This is a genomic window from Streptomyces sp. NPDC003635 (genome assembly GCF_053587635.1).
The window spans coordinates 102,811-117,355 of the sequence record NZ_JBSFOK010000026.1; the positions used below are offsets into that span (position 1 = coordinate 102,811).

General features: G+C 71.9%; 15 protein-coding genes. 9 read left to right on the forward strand and 6 right to left on the reverse strand.

The window, feature by feature from the left end; translation table 11 throughout:
* Positions 1 to 292: 292 nt before the first annotated feature.
* Positions 293 to 1,465, forward strand: coding sequence for an acyl-CoA dehydrogenase (locus tag ACWDRW_RS23970; protein ID WP_451726066.1), 1,173 nt, complete (start codon positions 293 to 295; stop codon positions 1,463 to 1,465).
* Here the strand turns inward: ACWDRW_RS23970 and ACWDRW_RS23975 are convergent.
* Positions 1,428 to 1,679 carry a hypothetical protein gene (locus ACWDRW_RS23975; RefSeq protein ID WP_451726067.1) on the reverse strand — a complete coding sequence of 84 codons (252 nt, stop codon included), beginning with the start codon at positions 1,677 to 1,679 and terminating at the stop codon, positions 1,428 to 1,430. The genes ACWDRW_RS23970 and ACWDRW_RS23975 overlap by 38 nt on opposite strands.
* A 202-nt stretch (positions 1,680 to 1,881) precedes the next feature.
* Here ACWDRW_RS23975 and ACWDRW_RS23980 point away from each other — a divergent pair, with 202 nt between their 5' ends.
* Entirely contained in the window at positions 1,882 to 2,922 is a 1,041-nt protein-coding gene (locus ACWDRW_RS23980; RefSeq protein ID WP_451726081.1) for a hypothetical protein, read from the forward strand.
* A gap of 12 nt (positions 2,923 to 2,934) precedes the next feature.
* A complete protein-coding gene (locus tag ACWDRW_RS23985; RefSeq protein WP_451726068.1) occupies positions 2,935 to 4,032 on the forward strand; it encodes a phosphotransferase family protein in 1,098 nt (365 codons plus the stop codon).
* Positions 4,033 to 4,042: 10 nt separating this feature from the next.
* On the opposite strand, the gene ACWDRW_RS23990 is transcribed toward ACWDRW_RS23985, so the two are convergent.
* On the reverse strand, positions 4,043 to 4,486 hold the full coding sequence (locus ACWDRW_RS23990) for a hypothetical protein (RefSeq protein WP_451726069.1): 444 nt from the start codon (positions 4,484 to 4,486) through the stop codon (positions 4,043 to 4,045).
* Between the two features lie 258 nt (positions 4,487 to 4,744).
* Here ACWDRW_RS23990 and ACWDRW_RS23995 point away from each other — a divergent pair, with 258 nt between their 5' ends.
* The 4 genes from ACWDRW_RS23995 to fxsA all read left to right on the forward strand — a co-directional run bounded on the left by ACWDRW_RS23995 (position 4,745) and on the right by fxsA (position 8,818).
* Positions 4,745 to 5,185, forward strand: a complete 441-nt coding sequence (locus ACWDRW_RS23995) for an Lrp/AsnC family transcriptional regulator (protein WP_362256286.1) — start codon at positions 4,745 to 4,747, stop codon at positions 5,183 to 5,185.
* Positions 5,186 to 5,232: 47 nt separating this feature from the next.
* The gene (locus tag ACWDRW_RS24000) at positions 5,233 to 6,831 is read left to right on the forward strand and encodes an amidohydrolase (protein WP_451726070.1); all 1,599 of its coding nucleotides are present in this window, start codon (positions 5,233 to 5,235) and stop codon (positions 6,829 to 6,831) included.
* A 547-nt stretch (positions 6,832 to 7,378) separates the two neighbouring features.
* Positions 7,379 to 8,188, forward strand: a complete 810-nt coding sequence (locus tag ACWDRW_RS24005; protein ID WP_451726071.1) for a polyprenol monophosphomannose synthase — start codon at positions 7,379 to 7,381, stop codon at positions 8,186 to 8,188.
* A 72-nt stretch (positions 8,189 to 8,260) separates the two neighbouring features.
* On the forward strand, positions 8,261 to 8,818 hold the full coding sequence (gene fxsA / locus ACWDRW_RS24010) for an FxsA family membrane protein (protein ID WP_451726072.1): 558 nt from the start codon (positions 8,261 to 8,263) through the stop codon (positions 8,816 to 8,818).
* Positions 8,819 to 8,937: 119 nt separating this feature from the next.
* Here fxsA and ACWDRW_RS24015 read toward each other — a convergent pair whose 3' ends face one another.
* From ACWDRW_RS24015 to yczE, 4 genes are all read right to left on the reverse strand, one after another.
* On the reverse strand, positions 8,938 to 9,312 hold the full coding sequence (locus ACWDRW_RS24015; RefSeq protein ID WP_003977404.1) for an RNA polymerase-binding protein RbpA: 375 nt from the start codon (positions 9,310 to 9,312) through the stop codon (positions 8,938 to 8,940).
* Between the two features lie 255 nt (positions 9,313 to 9,567).
* Positions 9,568 to 10,905, reverse strand: a complete 1,338-nt coding sequence (locus tag ACWDRW_RS24020; protein ID WP_451726073.1) for an MFS transporter — start codon at positions 10,903 to 10,905, stop codon at positions 9,568 to 9,570.
* A gap of 55 nt (positions 10,906 to 10,960) precedes the next feature.
* Complete coding sequence (locus ACWDRW_RS24025; protein WP_451726074.1) at positions 10,961 to 11,728, reverse strand: glycerophosphodiester phosphodiesterase; 768 nt, start codon at positions 11,726 to 11,728, stop codon at positions 10,961 to 10,963.
* A complete protein-coding gene (yczE, locus tag ACWDRW_RS24030) occupies positions 11,725 to 12,378 on the reverse strand; it encodes a membrane protein YczE (protein WP_451726075.1) in 654 nt (217 codons plus the stop codon). The genes ACWDRW_RS24025 and yczE overlap by 4 nt, the downstream gene beginning before the upstream one ends.
* Before the next feature lie 98 nt (positions 12,379 to 12,476).
* Between yczE and ACWDRW_RS24035 the strand changes: the two genes are divergently transcribed.
* Both ACWDRW_RS24035 and ACWDRW_RS24040 read left to right on the forward strand, forming a co-directional pair.
* Positions 12,477 to 13,976 (forward strand): SCO1417 family MocR-like transcription factor, encoded by a 1,500-nt coding sequence (locus ACWDRW_RS24035; RefSeq protein ID WP_451726076.1) that lies wholly within the window; start codon positions 12,477 to 12,479, stop codon positions 13,974 to 13,976.
* 23 nt (positions 13,977 to 13,999) lie between these two features.
* Positions 14,000 to 14,467 (forward strand): hypothetical protein, encoded by a 468-nt coding sequence (locus ACWDRW_RS24040; RefSeq protein WP_451726077.1) that lies wholly within the window; start codon positions 14,000 to 14,002, stop codon positions 14,465 to 14,467.
* The last annotated feature ends 78 nt before the right edge of the window (positions 14,468 to 14,545 follow it).

Here is a 14,545-nt window from a genome sequence, read left to right on the forward strand (position 1 = left end):
CGCGCCGATTGGCATGAACGCGGTAAGGCGTTGCCCGCACACTAGGAGGACTAGACCAGTCGGGTCAATGGTTCGGACCAATTCGCGTCGTTCGAGTTTTCTTGGAGTAAGCGGTCGTTAACTGGTGACTGAGTGCCTCCGATCGGGCATACTCACAGCGCACAGCCGCTGGTCAGCAGCTTCCGTGACCCGGGAGTGCGAGCAGGGGCCCGCACCCAGTGAGACCCGGCGGAGCCGCCCCACCCAAGGCGCACGTCCGCCGATGCGCCCGACAAGGGAGGAGAGCGTCGCCATGCCCGACCGCGCCCCGCAACCGGTGGACCGGCACCTGCCCACGGACGAGGCCCGGGATCTGATCTCGCTCGTCCGCGACATCGCCCAGCGCGAGATCGCCCCGAAGGCGGCCGAGGAGGAGGACGCCGGACGCTTCCCGCGCGAGGTCTTCTCCCTGCTGTCGGAAGCGGGCCTCCTCGGACTGCCCTACGACTCCGAGTACGGCGGTGGTGATCAGCCGTACGAGGTCTATCTCCAGGTCCTCGAAGAGCTCGCGATGGCCCGGCTCACCGTCGGTCTCGGCGTCAGCGTGCACACCCTGGCCTCCTACGCTCTGGCCGCCTACGGCACCAAGGAGCAGCAGGTCGAGCACCTGCCCGCGATGCTCGGCGGAGGGCTGCTCGGCGCCTACTGCCTGTCCGAGCCGTCGTCCGGCTCCGACGCGGCCTCCCTGCGCACCAAGGCGGTGCGGGACGGCGACGACTGGGTGATCACCGGTACGAAGGCCTGGATCACCCACGGCGGCATCGCCGACTTCTACACGGTCATGGCCCGCACCGGCGAGGAGGGACCGCGCGGGATCTCCGCCTTCCTGGTGCCGGGCGACGCCGAGGGGCTGAGCGGGGCCGCGCCCGAGAAGAAGATGGGCATGAAGGGCTCGCCGACCGCGCAGGTGCACTTCGACGGTGTGCGGGTGTCCGAGGACCGGCGGCTCGGCGATGAGGGCCAGGGCTTCGCCATCGCCCTGTCCGCGCTGGACTCCGGGCGGCTCGGCATCGCGGCGTGCGCGATCGGCGTGGCCCAGGCGGCGCTGGACGAGGCCGTGGCCTACGCCTCGGGGCGCCGGCAGTTCGGGCGGCCGATCTCCGACTTCCAGGGCCTGCGCTTCATGCTGGCCGACATGGCGACCCAGATCGAGGCGGGCCGCGCGCTGTACCTGGCGGCGGCGCGGCTGAGGGACGCGGGTCGGCCGTTCGCCAAGCAGGCGGCCATGGCCAAGCTGCACTGCACCGACACGGCGATGCGGGTGACCACCGACGCCGTGCAGGTCCTCGGCGGGTACGGCTACACCGCCGACTTCCCGGCCGAGCGCTACATGCGCGAGGCCAAGGTGCTGCAGATCGTCGAGGGCACGAACCAGATCCAGCGGATGGTCATCGCCCGTCACCTCGCGGGTCCCGAGGGGCGCTGAACTCGCCCGGCCGCACCGTCGGCGCCGCCAGCCGGATCCACTCCGGGTCGTGGCGGCCCGGCAGGGTGCGGCCGCGGTCCGCCCAGGTCCGCATCAGATCGCGGTAGATGGGCGGGTCCGGCAGCGGGGGAGGGGGCTGCCGAAGCGATTCTGCCGGGGGCGGCGGTACGAAGGCGTGTCTCTGGCGCCCGGTCGTCGAATAAGTGGGGGTCACACCAGGGCAACGCGAGGGCGGCTGGACAGGTCACCGCCACCCGGAATCGGGCGTGCGTTCACCGGTGTCCGGTCCCGTGTCTGGCCACCTGGGGCTGTCTGACGTACCGTCAGGCCACTCGCCTCCAGGGAGGTCTCCCGTGGCCGACGACGACCGCCCGGTACCGCTCGACGAGTACCCGGTGCACCAGGTTCCCCTGTCCATGAAGCACGTCGCGACCAGCGACCGGAACGCCTACGACCGCTGCATCTTCCACGTCCTGGACCACCGGGGACGTGCCCTGCTGATCCTCGGCCTCGGGGTGTACCCGAACCTCGGGGTGATCGACGCCTACGCCACCCTGCGCATCGGGGACACCCTGCACGCCGTACGCGCCTCGGACGCGCTGGGCGAGGACCGGATGCGGCTCGCGGTCGGACCGCTGCGCATCGAGGTCGACGAGCCGCTGCGCCGACTGCGCCTGCGGAGCGACGACGACTCCCTGTCGTACGACCTCACCTGGACCGCCGACTTCCCGGCCCTGTGGGAACCCCATCACCTCCAGCGCCGGGGCCCCCGGCTCACCCTCGAAGGGCGCCGGTTCGTACAGGCGGGAAGCGTGACGGGGGTGATCCGCGCGGCCGGCGAGGAGTTCGCGGTCACCGCCGCCGACTGGACCGGCACCCGGGACCGCAGCTGGGGCGTGCGGCCGGTACCGGGGGAGGAGGGTGGGCGGCTCGCCGAGGAGCATCCGACCGAGGGCTTCCACTGGATCTGGTGCCCGGTCCGTTTCGAGGACCGGTTCCTGATGGTGATCGTCCAGGAGGACGCGGACGGACACCGCACGCTGAACGACGCGACACTCGTCCGCCCCGGTCGGCGCGACCGTCAACTGGGCTGGCCCCAGGCGGAGATCACCTACCGGCCGGGCACCCGGCACCCCGAACGCGCCCTCATCCACCTCGGCGACGTCCGCAAGCCGCAGGAACTGGGGGTGGAGATCCTCACCTCCTCCCCGCTGGCGATCGGCGCCGGGTACCCGCCCGCCGACGACTGGCAGCACGGCACCTGGCAGGGACGCGGCTGGACCGACCGGCGCACCTACGACCTCACCGAGGCCCACCCGCGGGCCGCCTACGGCGTCACCGACCACGCGGCCCGCTTCCGCCTGGACGGACAGGTGGGCCACGGCATCTTCGAGCACGGCTCGTTCGGGCGGCACGACCCGAGCGGCTTCGCGGACTTCACCTCGGTCGCACCGTAGGGGGTACACCTCATGGCAGCCACGGCACCCCGCCCGCGCACCACCACCCGGGATCCGGAGGAGATCGCCCGCCGCCTCATCGCCTGGCTGGGCACCCGTCTGCCGGGCGCGAAGGTCACGGGGGTGCGCGCACCCGCCTCCAACGGCATGTCCAGCGAGACCGTCCTGTTCGACATCGATCACCCCGAAGCACCCCTGCGTTCCTGCGTGTTGCGGCTCGCGGCGGACCAGTCGGCGTACACCGTGTTCCCCGAGTACGACATGTACCGCCAGTACCGCACGATGAAGCTGGTGGCCCAGCACACCGACGTCCCCGTTCCCCGAGTGCTGTGGGTCGAGCTGGACCCCGGCCCGCTCGGGGCGCCCTTCCTCGTCATGGGGCGCGTCGAGGGCCGGGTCCCGCCCGACGTCATGCCGTACACCTACTCGGGCAACTGGCTGCACGTGGCGAGCGACAGCGAACGCGCGCATCTGGAGGCCGCGACCATCGGCGTGTTGGCCCGCCTGCACGACCAAGTCCCGGTGCGCGAGGCGGCGTTCCTCGCGACCCCCGGCGGCGGGGACGCTCTGCGCGCCCACGTGATCTCCCAACGCGCCTACTACACCTGGGTGGTGAAGGGCCTCTCCCGCTCACCGCTCATCGAGGCGGCCTTCGAACGGCTCGAGGAGCTGTGGCCGCGAGAGCCGGGCGCACCGGTTCTCAACTGGGGTGACGCACGCATCGGCAACATCGTGTACGACGGGTTCGAACCCGCGGCCGTCCTCGACTGGGAGATGGCCGCACTGGCCCCCCGCGAGGTCGACCTCGGCTGGACCGTCTACCTGCACCGCTTCTTCCAGGACCTGACGGTGGCCTTCGGACAGCCCGGGTTGCCGGACTTCCTGCGCCGCGACCGGGTCGAGGCCCGCTACGCGGAGCTCACCGGCCACATCCCGCGCGACATGGACTTCTACACCCTGTACGCGGCCCTGCGGCACGCCGTCGTGATGCTGCGGATCGCCTACCGCCGGGCGCACTTCGGCGAGGTCGCCGTCCCGGCGGACCCGGACACACTGATCCTGCACCACGGCAGCCTGCGAGCCATGGTGCAGGGCAGCTACTGGGATTGAGGCCGGTGCCTCAGGCGGCCTGGCGGCGCATCGTCGGTACGCGCATCGGGCGCGAGCCCGGGCCGCCGACGTGGCTGAAGGGCTGCGTCCGCCAGTCGAGCCCCTGAGGGAGCGTCAACAGCAGGGCGGTGTCCTGCTCCTGGGGCTCGGCCGACTCGTCCGCGGGGCGGGCGTCGGAGGCGCGGCGGCCGGTGCCGGCGCACACCGTCAGGCCGAACGGGTTCCACGGCGAGGCGCACAGGGCGTGCTCGGGCAGGACCTCCTCGTCCGCCAGCAGCGCGATGGGCTGCGCGCAGTCCGGGCAGACGACCCGGTACATCTCGAAGGTGTCGTACGCGTCGAACTCCTCGTCGGCGAAGTCGGAGCCGTCGGGTTCGACGCCCTCCGGCTCGGGCTCGACGACAAGCTGCGGGCGCTTGGCTGCGGTACGACCAGGGCGCTTAAGACTCTGCATGGGATTCTCCCCCTCGGGCTGGGCCGTTCGGGCACTGCGGCCTCGACCACAGCAAGCACTTCCCGTCCCGTCTCGGCGGTAATCACGAGAACATCACGGACCCTGCCCGTTGGCTGTGGCGTTCGTCACATGCCGCCCGCAGGTGCCGGTTTGTCCCTCAGGCGGCTCACAAACTTTCACCGGTCACATCACGAACCGGGCATGACCTGGACGGCTGAGGTATCCCAGGAGGTCAGGGGCACTGTAGGTTCTAGCGCCATGGAGGAGCTGGACCGACAGATCGTGCAGCTGCTCGTCAAGGACGGGCGGATGAGCTACACAGACCTGGGCAAGGCCACGGGCCTGTCCACGTCGGCCGTGCACCAGCGGGTGCGACGGCTCGAACAGCGTGGCGTCATCCGCGGCTACGCCGCGGTCGTGGACCCCGAGGCCGTCGGTCTGCCCATGACCGCCTTCATCTCGGTCAAGCCCTTCGATCCCAGCGCGCCGGACGACATCGCGGAACGCCTGGCCGGGGTCCCCGAGATCGAGGCCTGCCACAGCGTGGCGGGCGATGAGAACTACATCCTCAAGGTCCGCGTGGCCACCCCGCACGAACTGGAGGAGCTGCTGGCCCGCCTGCGCTCCCTCGCGGGGGTCTCCACCCGGACGACGGTGGTCCTCTCCACGCCGTACGAGGCACGGCCGCCGCGCGTCTGACCCACCTGCGTGCCGGACGGCCGCGGCGAGGCGCGAGACTGTTCCCCATGAGTGAGTCCACCGCCGCCCCCAAGACCGTTCTGCTCCGCCGCGGAGAAGTCCACAGTCCCGCCGACCCCTTCGCCACCGCGATGGTCGTGGAACGGGGACAGGTCGCCTGGGTCGGTTCGGAAGGCGCCGCGGACGCCTTCGCGGACGGTGTGGACGAGGTCGTGGACCTGGACGGCGCGCTCGTCACCCCGGCCTTCACCGACGCCCATGTGCACACCACCGCCACGGGCCTCGCCCTGACCGGCCTCGACCTGTCCGCCGCCCGCTCCCTGGAGGCGGCCCTCGATCTCGTACGCGACTTCGCCGCCGCTCGCCCCGCGGACCGGGTCCTCCTCGGCCACGGCTGGGACTCCGCCCGCTGGCCCGGCGGCCGTCCGCCGGCGCGTGCCGAGCTGGACGCGGCCACCGGCGGCCGGCCCCTGTACCTGAGCCGTATCGACGTCCACTCGGCGGTCGTCACCACCGCCCTGCTCGACATGACGTCCCTCGGCCGCCCGGAGGGCCCGCTCACCGCCGACGCCCATCACGCCGTACGCGCCACCGCCCTGGCCGCGATCACCCCGGCGCAGCGCGTCGAGGCCCAGCGCGCCGCCCTCGCCCACGCCGCCTCCCTGGGCATCGGGACCGTCCACGAGTGCGCGGGCCCGGAGATCTCCTCCGAGGACGACTTCACCGGACTGCTGAGTCTCGCCGCCGAGGAGCCGGGGCCCCGGGTCGTCGGCTACTGGGCCGAGCAGGATGTCGACAAGGCGCGCGCGTTGGGCGCCGCCGGCGCGGCGGGCGACCTCTTCGTCGACGGCGCCCTCGGCTCGCACACCGCCTGCCTGCACGGCCCGTACGCCGACGCCGAGCACACCGGTATCGCCTACCTGGACTCCGCCGCCGTGGCCGCCCATGTCGCCGCCTGTACCGAGGCGGGGCTGCAGGCGGGCTTCCACGCGATCGGGGACGCCGCCGTGACGGCCGTGGTCGAGGGCGTGCGGGCCGCCGCCGAGAAGGTGGGCCTCGCCCGCGTCCGCGCCGCCCGGCACCGCGTCGAGCACGCCGAGATGCTCACCCCCGAGACCGTCGCCGCCTTCGCCGAACTGGGTCTGACCGCCTCGGTCCAGCCCGCCTTCGACGCGCTGTGGGGCGGCGAGGACGGCATGTACGCCGCCCGCCTGGGCGCCGAGCGCGCCCGCTCGCTCAACCCCTTCGCCGCGCTCCTGCGCGCGGGCGTCCCGCTCGCCTTCGGCTCCGACAGCCCGGTCACGCCCCTGGACCCCTGGGGGACGGTCCGCGCGGCCGCGTTCCACCGGACCCCCGAGCACCGGGTCTCGGTGCGGGCCGCGTTCACGGCGCACACGCGGGGCGGCTGGCGTGCGGTCGGACGGGACGACGCGGGCGTCCTGGTGCCGGGCGCGCCCGCGGACTACGCGGTGTGGCGCACCGACGAACTGGTGGTCCAGGCCCCCGACGACCGGGTCGCCCGCTGGTCCACCGACCCCCGCTCCGGCACCCCTGGCCTGCCCGACCTCACCCCGGGCCGCGACCTGCCCGTCTGTCTGCGCACGGTGGTGGGCGGCCGGACGGTGTTCGTACGGCCGGGCGAGTGATCTCCCGGGGTGGCGCTGCGCCGTTCCGGCGGCGACGCCGCGTCGCACGACCTGCGTATCCTCCGCGCTGACCTGGGCGTCGACGAAGGATGCGCAGGTCAAACGGCTGTTGACAGCCGACGCCATGCGGCCGGTAGGTTCGGCCGAGTCCACCACCGGACGCCCGACCTGGGAACCGAGAACTTCCGGGAACTCGTCGCAAACGCCGCTGGGTCAGGGACGGTGTGCCGCACCGGGGCACCGTCGCTGGGAGCCAGGCTCAGCGCCCGCGCCACGGCGAGGGAACGTTCCGGCCGGTCGGGGAGGTGTGACCCGGGTGGGGCCCGGACGCTCAGTAGACAACGGCTTTCGGTCGACCCGCAGCCAGCGGGCCCCAGGTCGGCCCGAAGGGCGCCGGGCCCCCATCCGCAGGGCGCGCACATGATCCGAAAACCTGATGGCTACCCCGCTCTTGTGGAATCGACACCACCATACGAACGTGATGTCACGTAATCGCAGGCCGCGCACACTATGGTGGACCTCTGCGTACGCACACGAAGGGGCAGCAGTGAACGACGGCGACGGGACCCGTGAGGAGCAGTCCTCGGGGAGGCGGTTCGGCCCGCTCGGCACGGCGTTGGTGATCATTCCGACCTACAACGAGGCGGAGAACATCAAGGCGATCGTCGGCCGGGTGCGCGCGTCCGTGCCCGAGGCGCACGTCCTCGTGGCCGACGACAACAGCCCCGACGGCACCGGAAAGCTCGCCGACGAGCTGGCGGCCGGGGACGATCACGTCCAGGTGCTGCACCGCAAAGGCAAGGAAGGCCTCGGCGCCGCCTATCTCGCGGGCTTCCGCTGGGGCCTGGAGCACGGCTACGGCGTCCTGGTCGAGATGGACGCCGACGGCTCCCACCGCCCGGAGGAACTGCCCCGGCTGCTGACCGCGCTCAAGGGCGCCGACCTGGTCCTCGGCTCCCGCTGGGTGCCCGGCGGCCGGGTGGTGAACTGGCCCAAGAGCCGGGAGTTCATCTCCCGCGGCGGCAGCCTGTACTCCCGGATGGCCCTGGATCTGCCGCTGCGCGACATCACCGGCGGGTACCGCGCCTTCCGCAGCGAGACCCTGGAGGGCCTCGGCCTCGACGACGTTGCCTCCCAGGGCTACTGCTTCCAGGTCGACCTCGCCCGCCGTGCGGTCAAGGCCGGCTACCACGTCGTCGAGGTGCCCATCACCTTCGTCGAACGCGAGCTGGGCGACTCCAAGATGAGCCGCGACATCCTTGTCGAGGCGCTGTGGCGGGTCACCACCTGGGGTGCGCAGGAGCGGGCCGGCAAGCTGCTCGGCAAGGTCAAGCCGCCCCAGCCGCCCCAGTCGTAGCCCTGCGGCCGCACAGCCACCGTTGATCGTCCCCTTATCCCGCGCTGAGCCGGGGCCAGGCACACTGGACGCATGACGACTGGCGCACCGACTCCCACGCACCCCGCCCGGCCCCGGCGCTCCCGGCTGCGCACCTTCCTGCCGCTGGGCATCGCCGTCTGGCTGGTGCTGGAGATCTGGCTGCTGACCGTGGTCGCGGACGCCGCGGGCGGCCTCACGGTCTTCCTGCTGCTGATCGCGGGCCTGGTGCTCGGCACCGTCGTCATCAAGCGCGCGGGCCGACGCGCCTTCCAGAACCTCAACGAGGCGTTGCAGCGCGGCGGCACGCCGGCCCCCTCCAGTGGCGGCAACGGCCTGATGATGCTCGGCGGCCTGCTGCTGATGCTGCCCGGCCTGATCTCGGACGCGCTCGGACTGCTCCTGCTGGTCCCGCCGGTGCAGAAGGCGCTCGGTCGGTACACCGAGCGCACCCTGGACCGCAGGCTCCGCCAGGCCGGTCCCGGCTCGCTCGGTGACGCCTTCCAGCAGGCCCGTATCCACCGCCCCGACGGCAAGGTCGTGCAGGGTGAGGTCATCCGGGACGAGCCCGGGGACGCCCCCGAGGGCCCGCGCCCGCCGCTGACGCGCTGAGCCGGGGTGTCGGCGGCCGCCGACGCCGGTCACACGACAAACCGAGGGCGCCGTACGTCGAAACGTACGGCGCCCTCGGTCTCGTGCTGTATCGGGTTCCGGTCCCGGTACCTCGGGAACTAGGCCGACTTGCGGCTGTCCCTGGGGTGTACCGCGATGTTCATCGCGCCGGAACGCAGAACGGCCAGGCGCTCCTCGAGGACCTCTTCGAGCTCCTCACGGGTGCGCCGCTCCATCAGCATGTCCCAATGCGTACGCGCGGGCTTGGCCTTCTTTTCCTCAGGGCCGTCGCCGTCAACGAGGAGTGCCTGGGCCCCGCAGACCTTGCACTCCCACTCCGGCGGGATCTCCGCCTCGACCGAGAAGGGCATCTCGAAGCGGTGCCCCTTCTCGCATGCGTACTCCACGGCCTGGCGCGGGGCCAGGTCGATGCCGCGGTCCGTCTCGTAGCTGGTCACCACGAGGCGCGTGCCGCGAAGAGCTCGCTCACTCATGAATCGTGCCTCCCGGGCTTGTCGCCCACAGGACAGGTGTCGCTGTCGTCGTCATCCGGTCAACGTCCGGTCGGCGGTAAAGATTCCCGTTCCGGGTCATGCGTCGCCGTCGTAGCCGCCCCTTGTTGTACCCACCAGCGCCCGGTTTGTCACATCTGCTAGCAGATGTCACCCAGCGTTTCGGCATCTTTGACGCGCAGTAACGGTACGCCTGGCAGGCCAAACGCGTACACTACAGCCCTTTCGCGCCGAACGCTAAATCCTTGCCGGAACCGGGTTTCCCGCGTCGGCGATCGCACGCCTCACCGGAACCCTGGCGAGCAGCACGAACCCGATGACGAAGAACGCCACCAGCGAGATGATCGCGTCCCGGTAACTCCCGGTCAGCTGGTAGGTGAGCCCGAACAGCAGGGGGCCGAGCCAGCTCATCCCGCGGTCGCTCACCTCGTACGCCGAGAAGTACTCGGCCTCCTTGCCCGGCGGCACCAGATGGGAGAACAGCGAGCGGGACAGGGCCTGGCTGCCGCCCAGGACCAGGCCGATCCCGGACGCCAGCACGAAGAACCACACCGGTGCCCCGGCGGGCAGGAAGTACCCGGCCGCCAGGGTCACCGTCCACGCCACCAGCGATCCGAGGATCGTGCGCTTCGCCCCGTAGACCCGCGCCATCCGACCCAGCAGCAGCGCTCCCGCCACCGCCAGTACCTGAACCAGGAGCACCGCGCCGATGAGGGTCGACTGGCCGAGCCCCAGTTCCTTGGAACCGTAGATCGAGGCCTGGGAGATCACCGTCTGGATGCCGTCGTTGTAGACGAGGTACGCCAGCAGGAATCCGAGGGTCAGCGGGTGGCGGCGCATGTCACGGATCGTCGCGGCGAGCTGGCGGAAGCCGGCTGCCGTCGGCGAGCCGGCGAGGGTGGGCGTGCGGCGGTCGCGCAGTCTGCGCAGCGGTACCAGCGTGAAGGCGCCCCACCACAGGCCGGCCGAGGCCAGGCAGATGCGGACCGCCGTGGTCTCGGAGACGCCGAAGGAGTCGTGCGCGAGGTACAGCACCAGGTTGGCGACCAGGACCAGGGCCCCCGCCGCGTACCCGAAGGCCCACCCGCGCGAGGACACCGCGTCCCGCTCCTCGGGCGGGGCGATCTGCGGCAGGTAGGAGTTGTACAGCATCATCGCCACCGACTGCGCGGCGTTCGCGACGACGAGCAGGGCGCCGCCGAGCAGATAGCGGTCGCCGTCGAGGAAGAACATGGCCGTGGTCGCCGTGGCCCCGGTGTAGGCGGCCGCGGCCAGCAGCGGCTTCTTCCGGCCACCGCGGTCGGCGGCGGCACCGACCAGGGGCATCACCAGGACGGCCACGATCACCGACAGGGAGACCGAGTAGGCGAAGAAGGACCCGGCGCGCACCGGGATGCCCAGCGGATGGACGAATCCGTCCGCGTCGGCCGCCTGCTCGGCGACCGAGGTCAGGTACGGACCGAGGAACACGGTGAGCACGCTCGTCGAGTAGACGGAGCACGCCCAGTCGTAGAAGTACCAGCCGCGCTGCTCGCGCCGCCGCCCGGTGGCCTCCTCGGCCGCCTTCGTCCCCATGGTGCCGGTGTCCACCCGCGCCCTCGCTTCCCCGTCCGGGCCGCGGGCCGCCGGGTCAGACCCAGACGCCCCGGTCCTCCATGACCTTGCGCAATGTCTCGATGTGATCGGTCATGATGCCATCCACTCCCAGGTCCAGGAGCCGGTGCATACGGTCCTCCTCGTTGACCGTCCACACGTGCACCTGAAGCCCGCGCGCGTGGGCGGTGCGCACGAAGCGGTGGTCGACGACCCGGACGCCGGACTGCGTCTCGGGAACCTGCGCGGCGACGGCCGAGCGGCGGACGACCGTGGGCACACCCCAGGAGCGCAGCCGCAGATCGAGCACCCCGCGGGTGCCGAACGACGTGGCGAGCCTGGGTCCGGCCAGCCGCTGGGCCCGGACCACCCGCGCCTCGGAGAACGAGCCGAGGCAGATCCGCTCCCAGGCGCGGGTGCGCTCGATCAGGTCGAGGAAGGGCAGCAGCGCGGACTCCGCCTTGAGGTCGACGTTCCAGCGCGCCTCGGGGAAGGCCTCCATCAGCTCCTCGAACAGCGGCACCGGTTCCTGACCGGCGACGCGCGCCTGCCGTACGTCCGCCCAGGGCAGGTCGCAGATCCTGCCCGCGCCGTCGGTCACCCGGTCCAGCGTGGCGTCGTGGAAGGCGACCAGCTTGCCGTCGCGGGTGACGTGGACGTCGGTCTCCAGGTACCGGTAGCCCAGGTCCACCGCGCGCCGGAACTGCAGCTGGGTGTTCTCCAGACCGTCCGCGTCGCCGCCGCGGTGGGCGAAGGCGATCGGGCCCGGGTGGTCGAGATAGGGGTGGCGTATCGACGTGCTCACCGACGCAGTATGGCCCGCCGGGGTTGACCGGTGGCAACGACCGTGCTGCCGTCCGGTGCCCGGGGGACGGCGAAGACGCGCAGGAACAGCTGCGCGAGCGGGCCGATGGTCAGCGCGTACAGCACGGTGCCCACGCCGACCGTGCCGCCCAGGAGGAAGCCGGAGACGACCACCGCGACCTCGATGCCCGTCCGCATCAGCCGGATCGAGCGCCCGGTGCGCCGGTGCAGCCCGGTCATCAGGCCGTCGCGCGGGCCGGGTCCGAAGCGGGCGGCGATGTAGAGGCCGGTGGCCGCGCCGTTCAGGACGATGCCGCTGACGAGAAGGGGTATCCGGACGGAGAGGGAGTGGGCCTCGGGGAGGGCGGCCAGCGTGCCGTCCATGGCGATGCCCACCACGAACACATTGGAGACGGTGCCGAGACCCGGCCGCTGGCGCAGCGGGATCCACAGGAGCAGCACGGCCGCCCCGACGATGATCGACACGACCCCGATGGTCAGTCCGGTCAGCTCGGCGAGCCCCTGGTGCAGCACGTTCCAGGGTTCGAGACCGAGACCCGCCTCGACGAGCAGGGCCGAGCTCGCCCCGTAGAGCGCGAGTCCGACGTACAGCTGGATCAACCGTCGCCCGAGACGGCTTGTGGTGGACAAGGGTCCCCCCTGTGGTGGTAGTGGCCTGCTTCATGACACCCTGTGGCTTGAGGTGAACGGCCATCCATGGCCAATCCGGGGAAGGTGGACTGATTTTCATGGCGCAGTGGACTTCGGCGGTGGGGCCGGCGCAGCTCGCCCGGCTGCTCAGCTCCCAGCAGGACCGTCCCGCGGGCCCCGGTACGCGCCGCCCGCCCGCCTATCGCGCTCTCGCCGACGGCATCCGGCTGCTGGTCCTGGAGGGACGGGTGCCGGTGGCAGCCCGACTGCCCGCGGAACGCGAACTGGCCCTCTCTTTGTCCGTCAGCCGTACGACGGTCGCGGCGGCCTACGAGGCGTTGCGCGCCGAGGGATTTTTGGAGTCGCGCCGCGGAGCCGGCAGCTGGACCGCCGTCCCGGCGGGAAACCCGCTTCCCGCGCGCGGGCTCGAACCCCTGCCGCCCGAGGCCCTCGGTTCGATGATCGACCTCGGCTGCGCGGCCCTGCCCGCGCCCGAGCCCTGGCTCACCAGGGCGGTGCAGGGTGCCTTGGAGGAACTGCCGCCGTACGCCCACACGCACGGCGACTACCCGGCGGGACTGCCCGCGCTGCGCGCCATGATCGCCGAGCGGTACACCGCGCGGGGCATCCCGACCATGCCCGAGCAGATCATGGTGACGACCGGGGCGATGGGCGCCATCGACGCCATCTGCCATCTCTTCGGCGGGCGGGGTGAGCGCATCGCGGTGGAGTCGCCGTCGTACGCCAACATCCTCCAGCTGATGCGCGAGGCGGGCGCCCGTCTGGTGCCGGTCGCCATGGCGGAGGGGCTGGCCGGCTGGGACATGGACCGCTGGCGGCAGGTGCTGCGCGACGCGGCGCCCCGGATCGCCTACGTCGTCGCCGACTTCCACAACCCGACCGGCGCGCTCGCCGACGACGACCAGCGGCGGCAGATGGTGGACGCGGCGCGCTCGGCCGGGACGGTACTGGTCGCCGACGAGACGATGAGCGAGCTGTGGCTGGAAGAGGACATCGACATGCCCCGGCCCGTCTGCGCCTTCGATCCGGCCGGGGCCACCGTCATCACCGTCGGCTCGGCGAGCAAGGCGTTCTGGGCCGGGATGCGGATCGGTTGGGTGCGGGCGGCGCCGGACGTGATCCGCAGCCTGGTGGCCGCGCGGGCCTATGCCGACCTGGGGACACCGGTGCTGGAGCAGCTGGCGGTGAACTGGCTGTTCAGCACGGGCGGTTGGGAGCAGGCCGTCGAGCTGCGCCGGCATCAGGCCCTGGAGAACCGCGAGGCACTGGTCGGCGCGGTGCGGCGGGAGCTGCCCGGCTGGGAGTTCGAGCTCCCGAAGGGCGGCCTGACCCTGTGGGTCCGCACGGGAGGCCTGTCCGGCTCCCGGATCGCCGAGGCGGGCGAGCGGGTCGGCGTCCGCGTGCCGTCCGGCCCCCGCTTCGGCGTCGACGGCGCCTTCGAGGGGTATGTGCGGCTGCCGTTCACGGTGGGGGGAGCGGTCGCGGAGGAGGCGGCGGTACGGCTGGCCGCGGCGGCTCGGCTGGTGGAGAGCGGGGGGACCGGGGGCGGGGAGGCGCCCCGTACGTTCGTGGCCTGACGCGGCTGGCATGATCGCGGTCCATGGGCACCGACATTCACGGCTACGTCGAGGTGCGGAACGGCTGGATCGACACGTCCGAACCCGACGACGACGACCTTTTCCTGCGCTGGCATCCGGCCATGAATCTCCGTCATCTCTACGACGGCCGGTCGTACGAGGCGTTCGGGTGCCTCTTCGGGGTCCGCGGCCGGACTTTCGAGCCACTGGCGGCGGGACGCGGGTTCCCCGCCGACGCCTCTCGGGCCACCCGACGCGCGTACGCCTGGGAGGAGGAGGACTCCCACAGCCCGACCTGGATCACCTGGGCCGAGCTGGCCGCCGTGGACTGGGACGAACGGGACCGGCCCCTCCCGCACTGGCCGCATTCCCTCACCCGTCGGGAGGCGGTGCCGAAGGAGGAGTGGGGCGATCTCTTCGAGGTGATGCACATCCTCGCCCACCGGCACGGTTCGACGAACGTCCGCCTCGTCGTCTGGTTCGACAACTAGTGCCGCGTCAGGCAACGTTTGCCCGTCAAGGAGCGGCGTCCGGTGCGTGCCGGGCGTCGCGACGGGGCGAACGTTGCC

Excerpts from the sequence above, each read along its gene's own strand:
- ACWDRW_RS23970 (WP_451726066.1), top strand. The coding sequence starts at position 293 with ATGCCCGACCGCGCCCCGCAACCGGTGGACCGGCACCTGCCCACGGAC.
- ACWDRW_RS23980 (WP_451726081.1), top strand. The coding sequence starts at position 1,882 with ATGAAGCACGTCGCGACCAGCGACCGGAACGCCTACGACCGCTGCATC.
- ACWDRW_RS23985 (WP_451726068.1), top strand. The coding sequence starts at position 2,935 with ATGGCAGCCACGGCACCCCGCCCGCGCACCACCACCCGGGATCCGGAG.
- ACWDRW_RS23990 (WP_451726069.1), bottom strand. The coding sequence starts at position 4,486 with ATGCAGAGTCTTAAGCGCCCTGGTCGTACCGCAGCCAAGCGCCCGCAG.
- ACWDRW_RS23995 (WP_362256286.1), top strand. The coding sequence starts at position 4,745 with ATGGAGGAGCTGGACCGACAGATCGTGCAGCTGCTCGTCAAGGACGGG.
- ACWDRW_RS24000 (WP_451726070.1), top strand. The coding sequence starts at position 5,233 with ATGAGTGAGTCCACCGCCGCCCCCAAGACCGTTCTGCTCCGCCGCGGA.
- fxsA (WP_451726072.1), top strand. The coding sequence starts at position 8,261 with ATGACGACTGGCGCACCGACTCCCACGCACCCCGCCCGGCCCCGGCGC.
- ACWDRW_RS24015 (WP_003977404.1), bottom strand. The coding sequence starts at position 9,312 with ATGAGTGAGCGAGCTCTTCGCGGCACGCGCCTCGTGGTGACCAGCTAC.
- ACWDRW_RS24020 (WP_451726073.1), bottom strand. The coding sequence starts at position 10,905 with ATGGGGACGAAGGCGGCCGAGGAGGCCACCGGGCGGCGGCGCGAGCAG.
- ACWDRW_RS24035 (WP_451726076.1), top strand. The coding sequence starts at position 12,477 with ATGGCGCAGTGGACTTCGGCGGTGGGGCCGGCGCAGCTCGCCCGGCTG.
- ACWDRW_RS24040 (WP_451726077.1), top strand. The coding sequence starts at position 14,000 with ATGGGCACCGACATTCACGGCTACGTCGAGGTGCGGAACGGCTGGATC.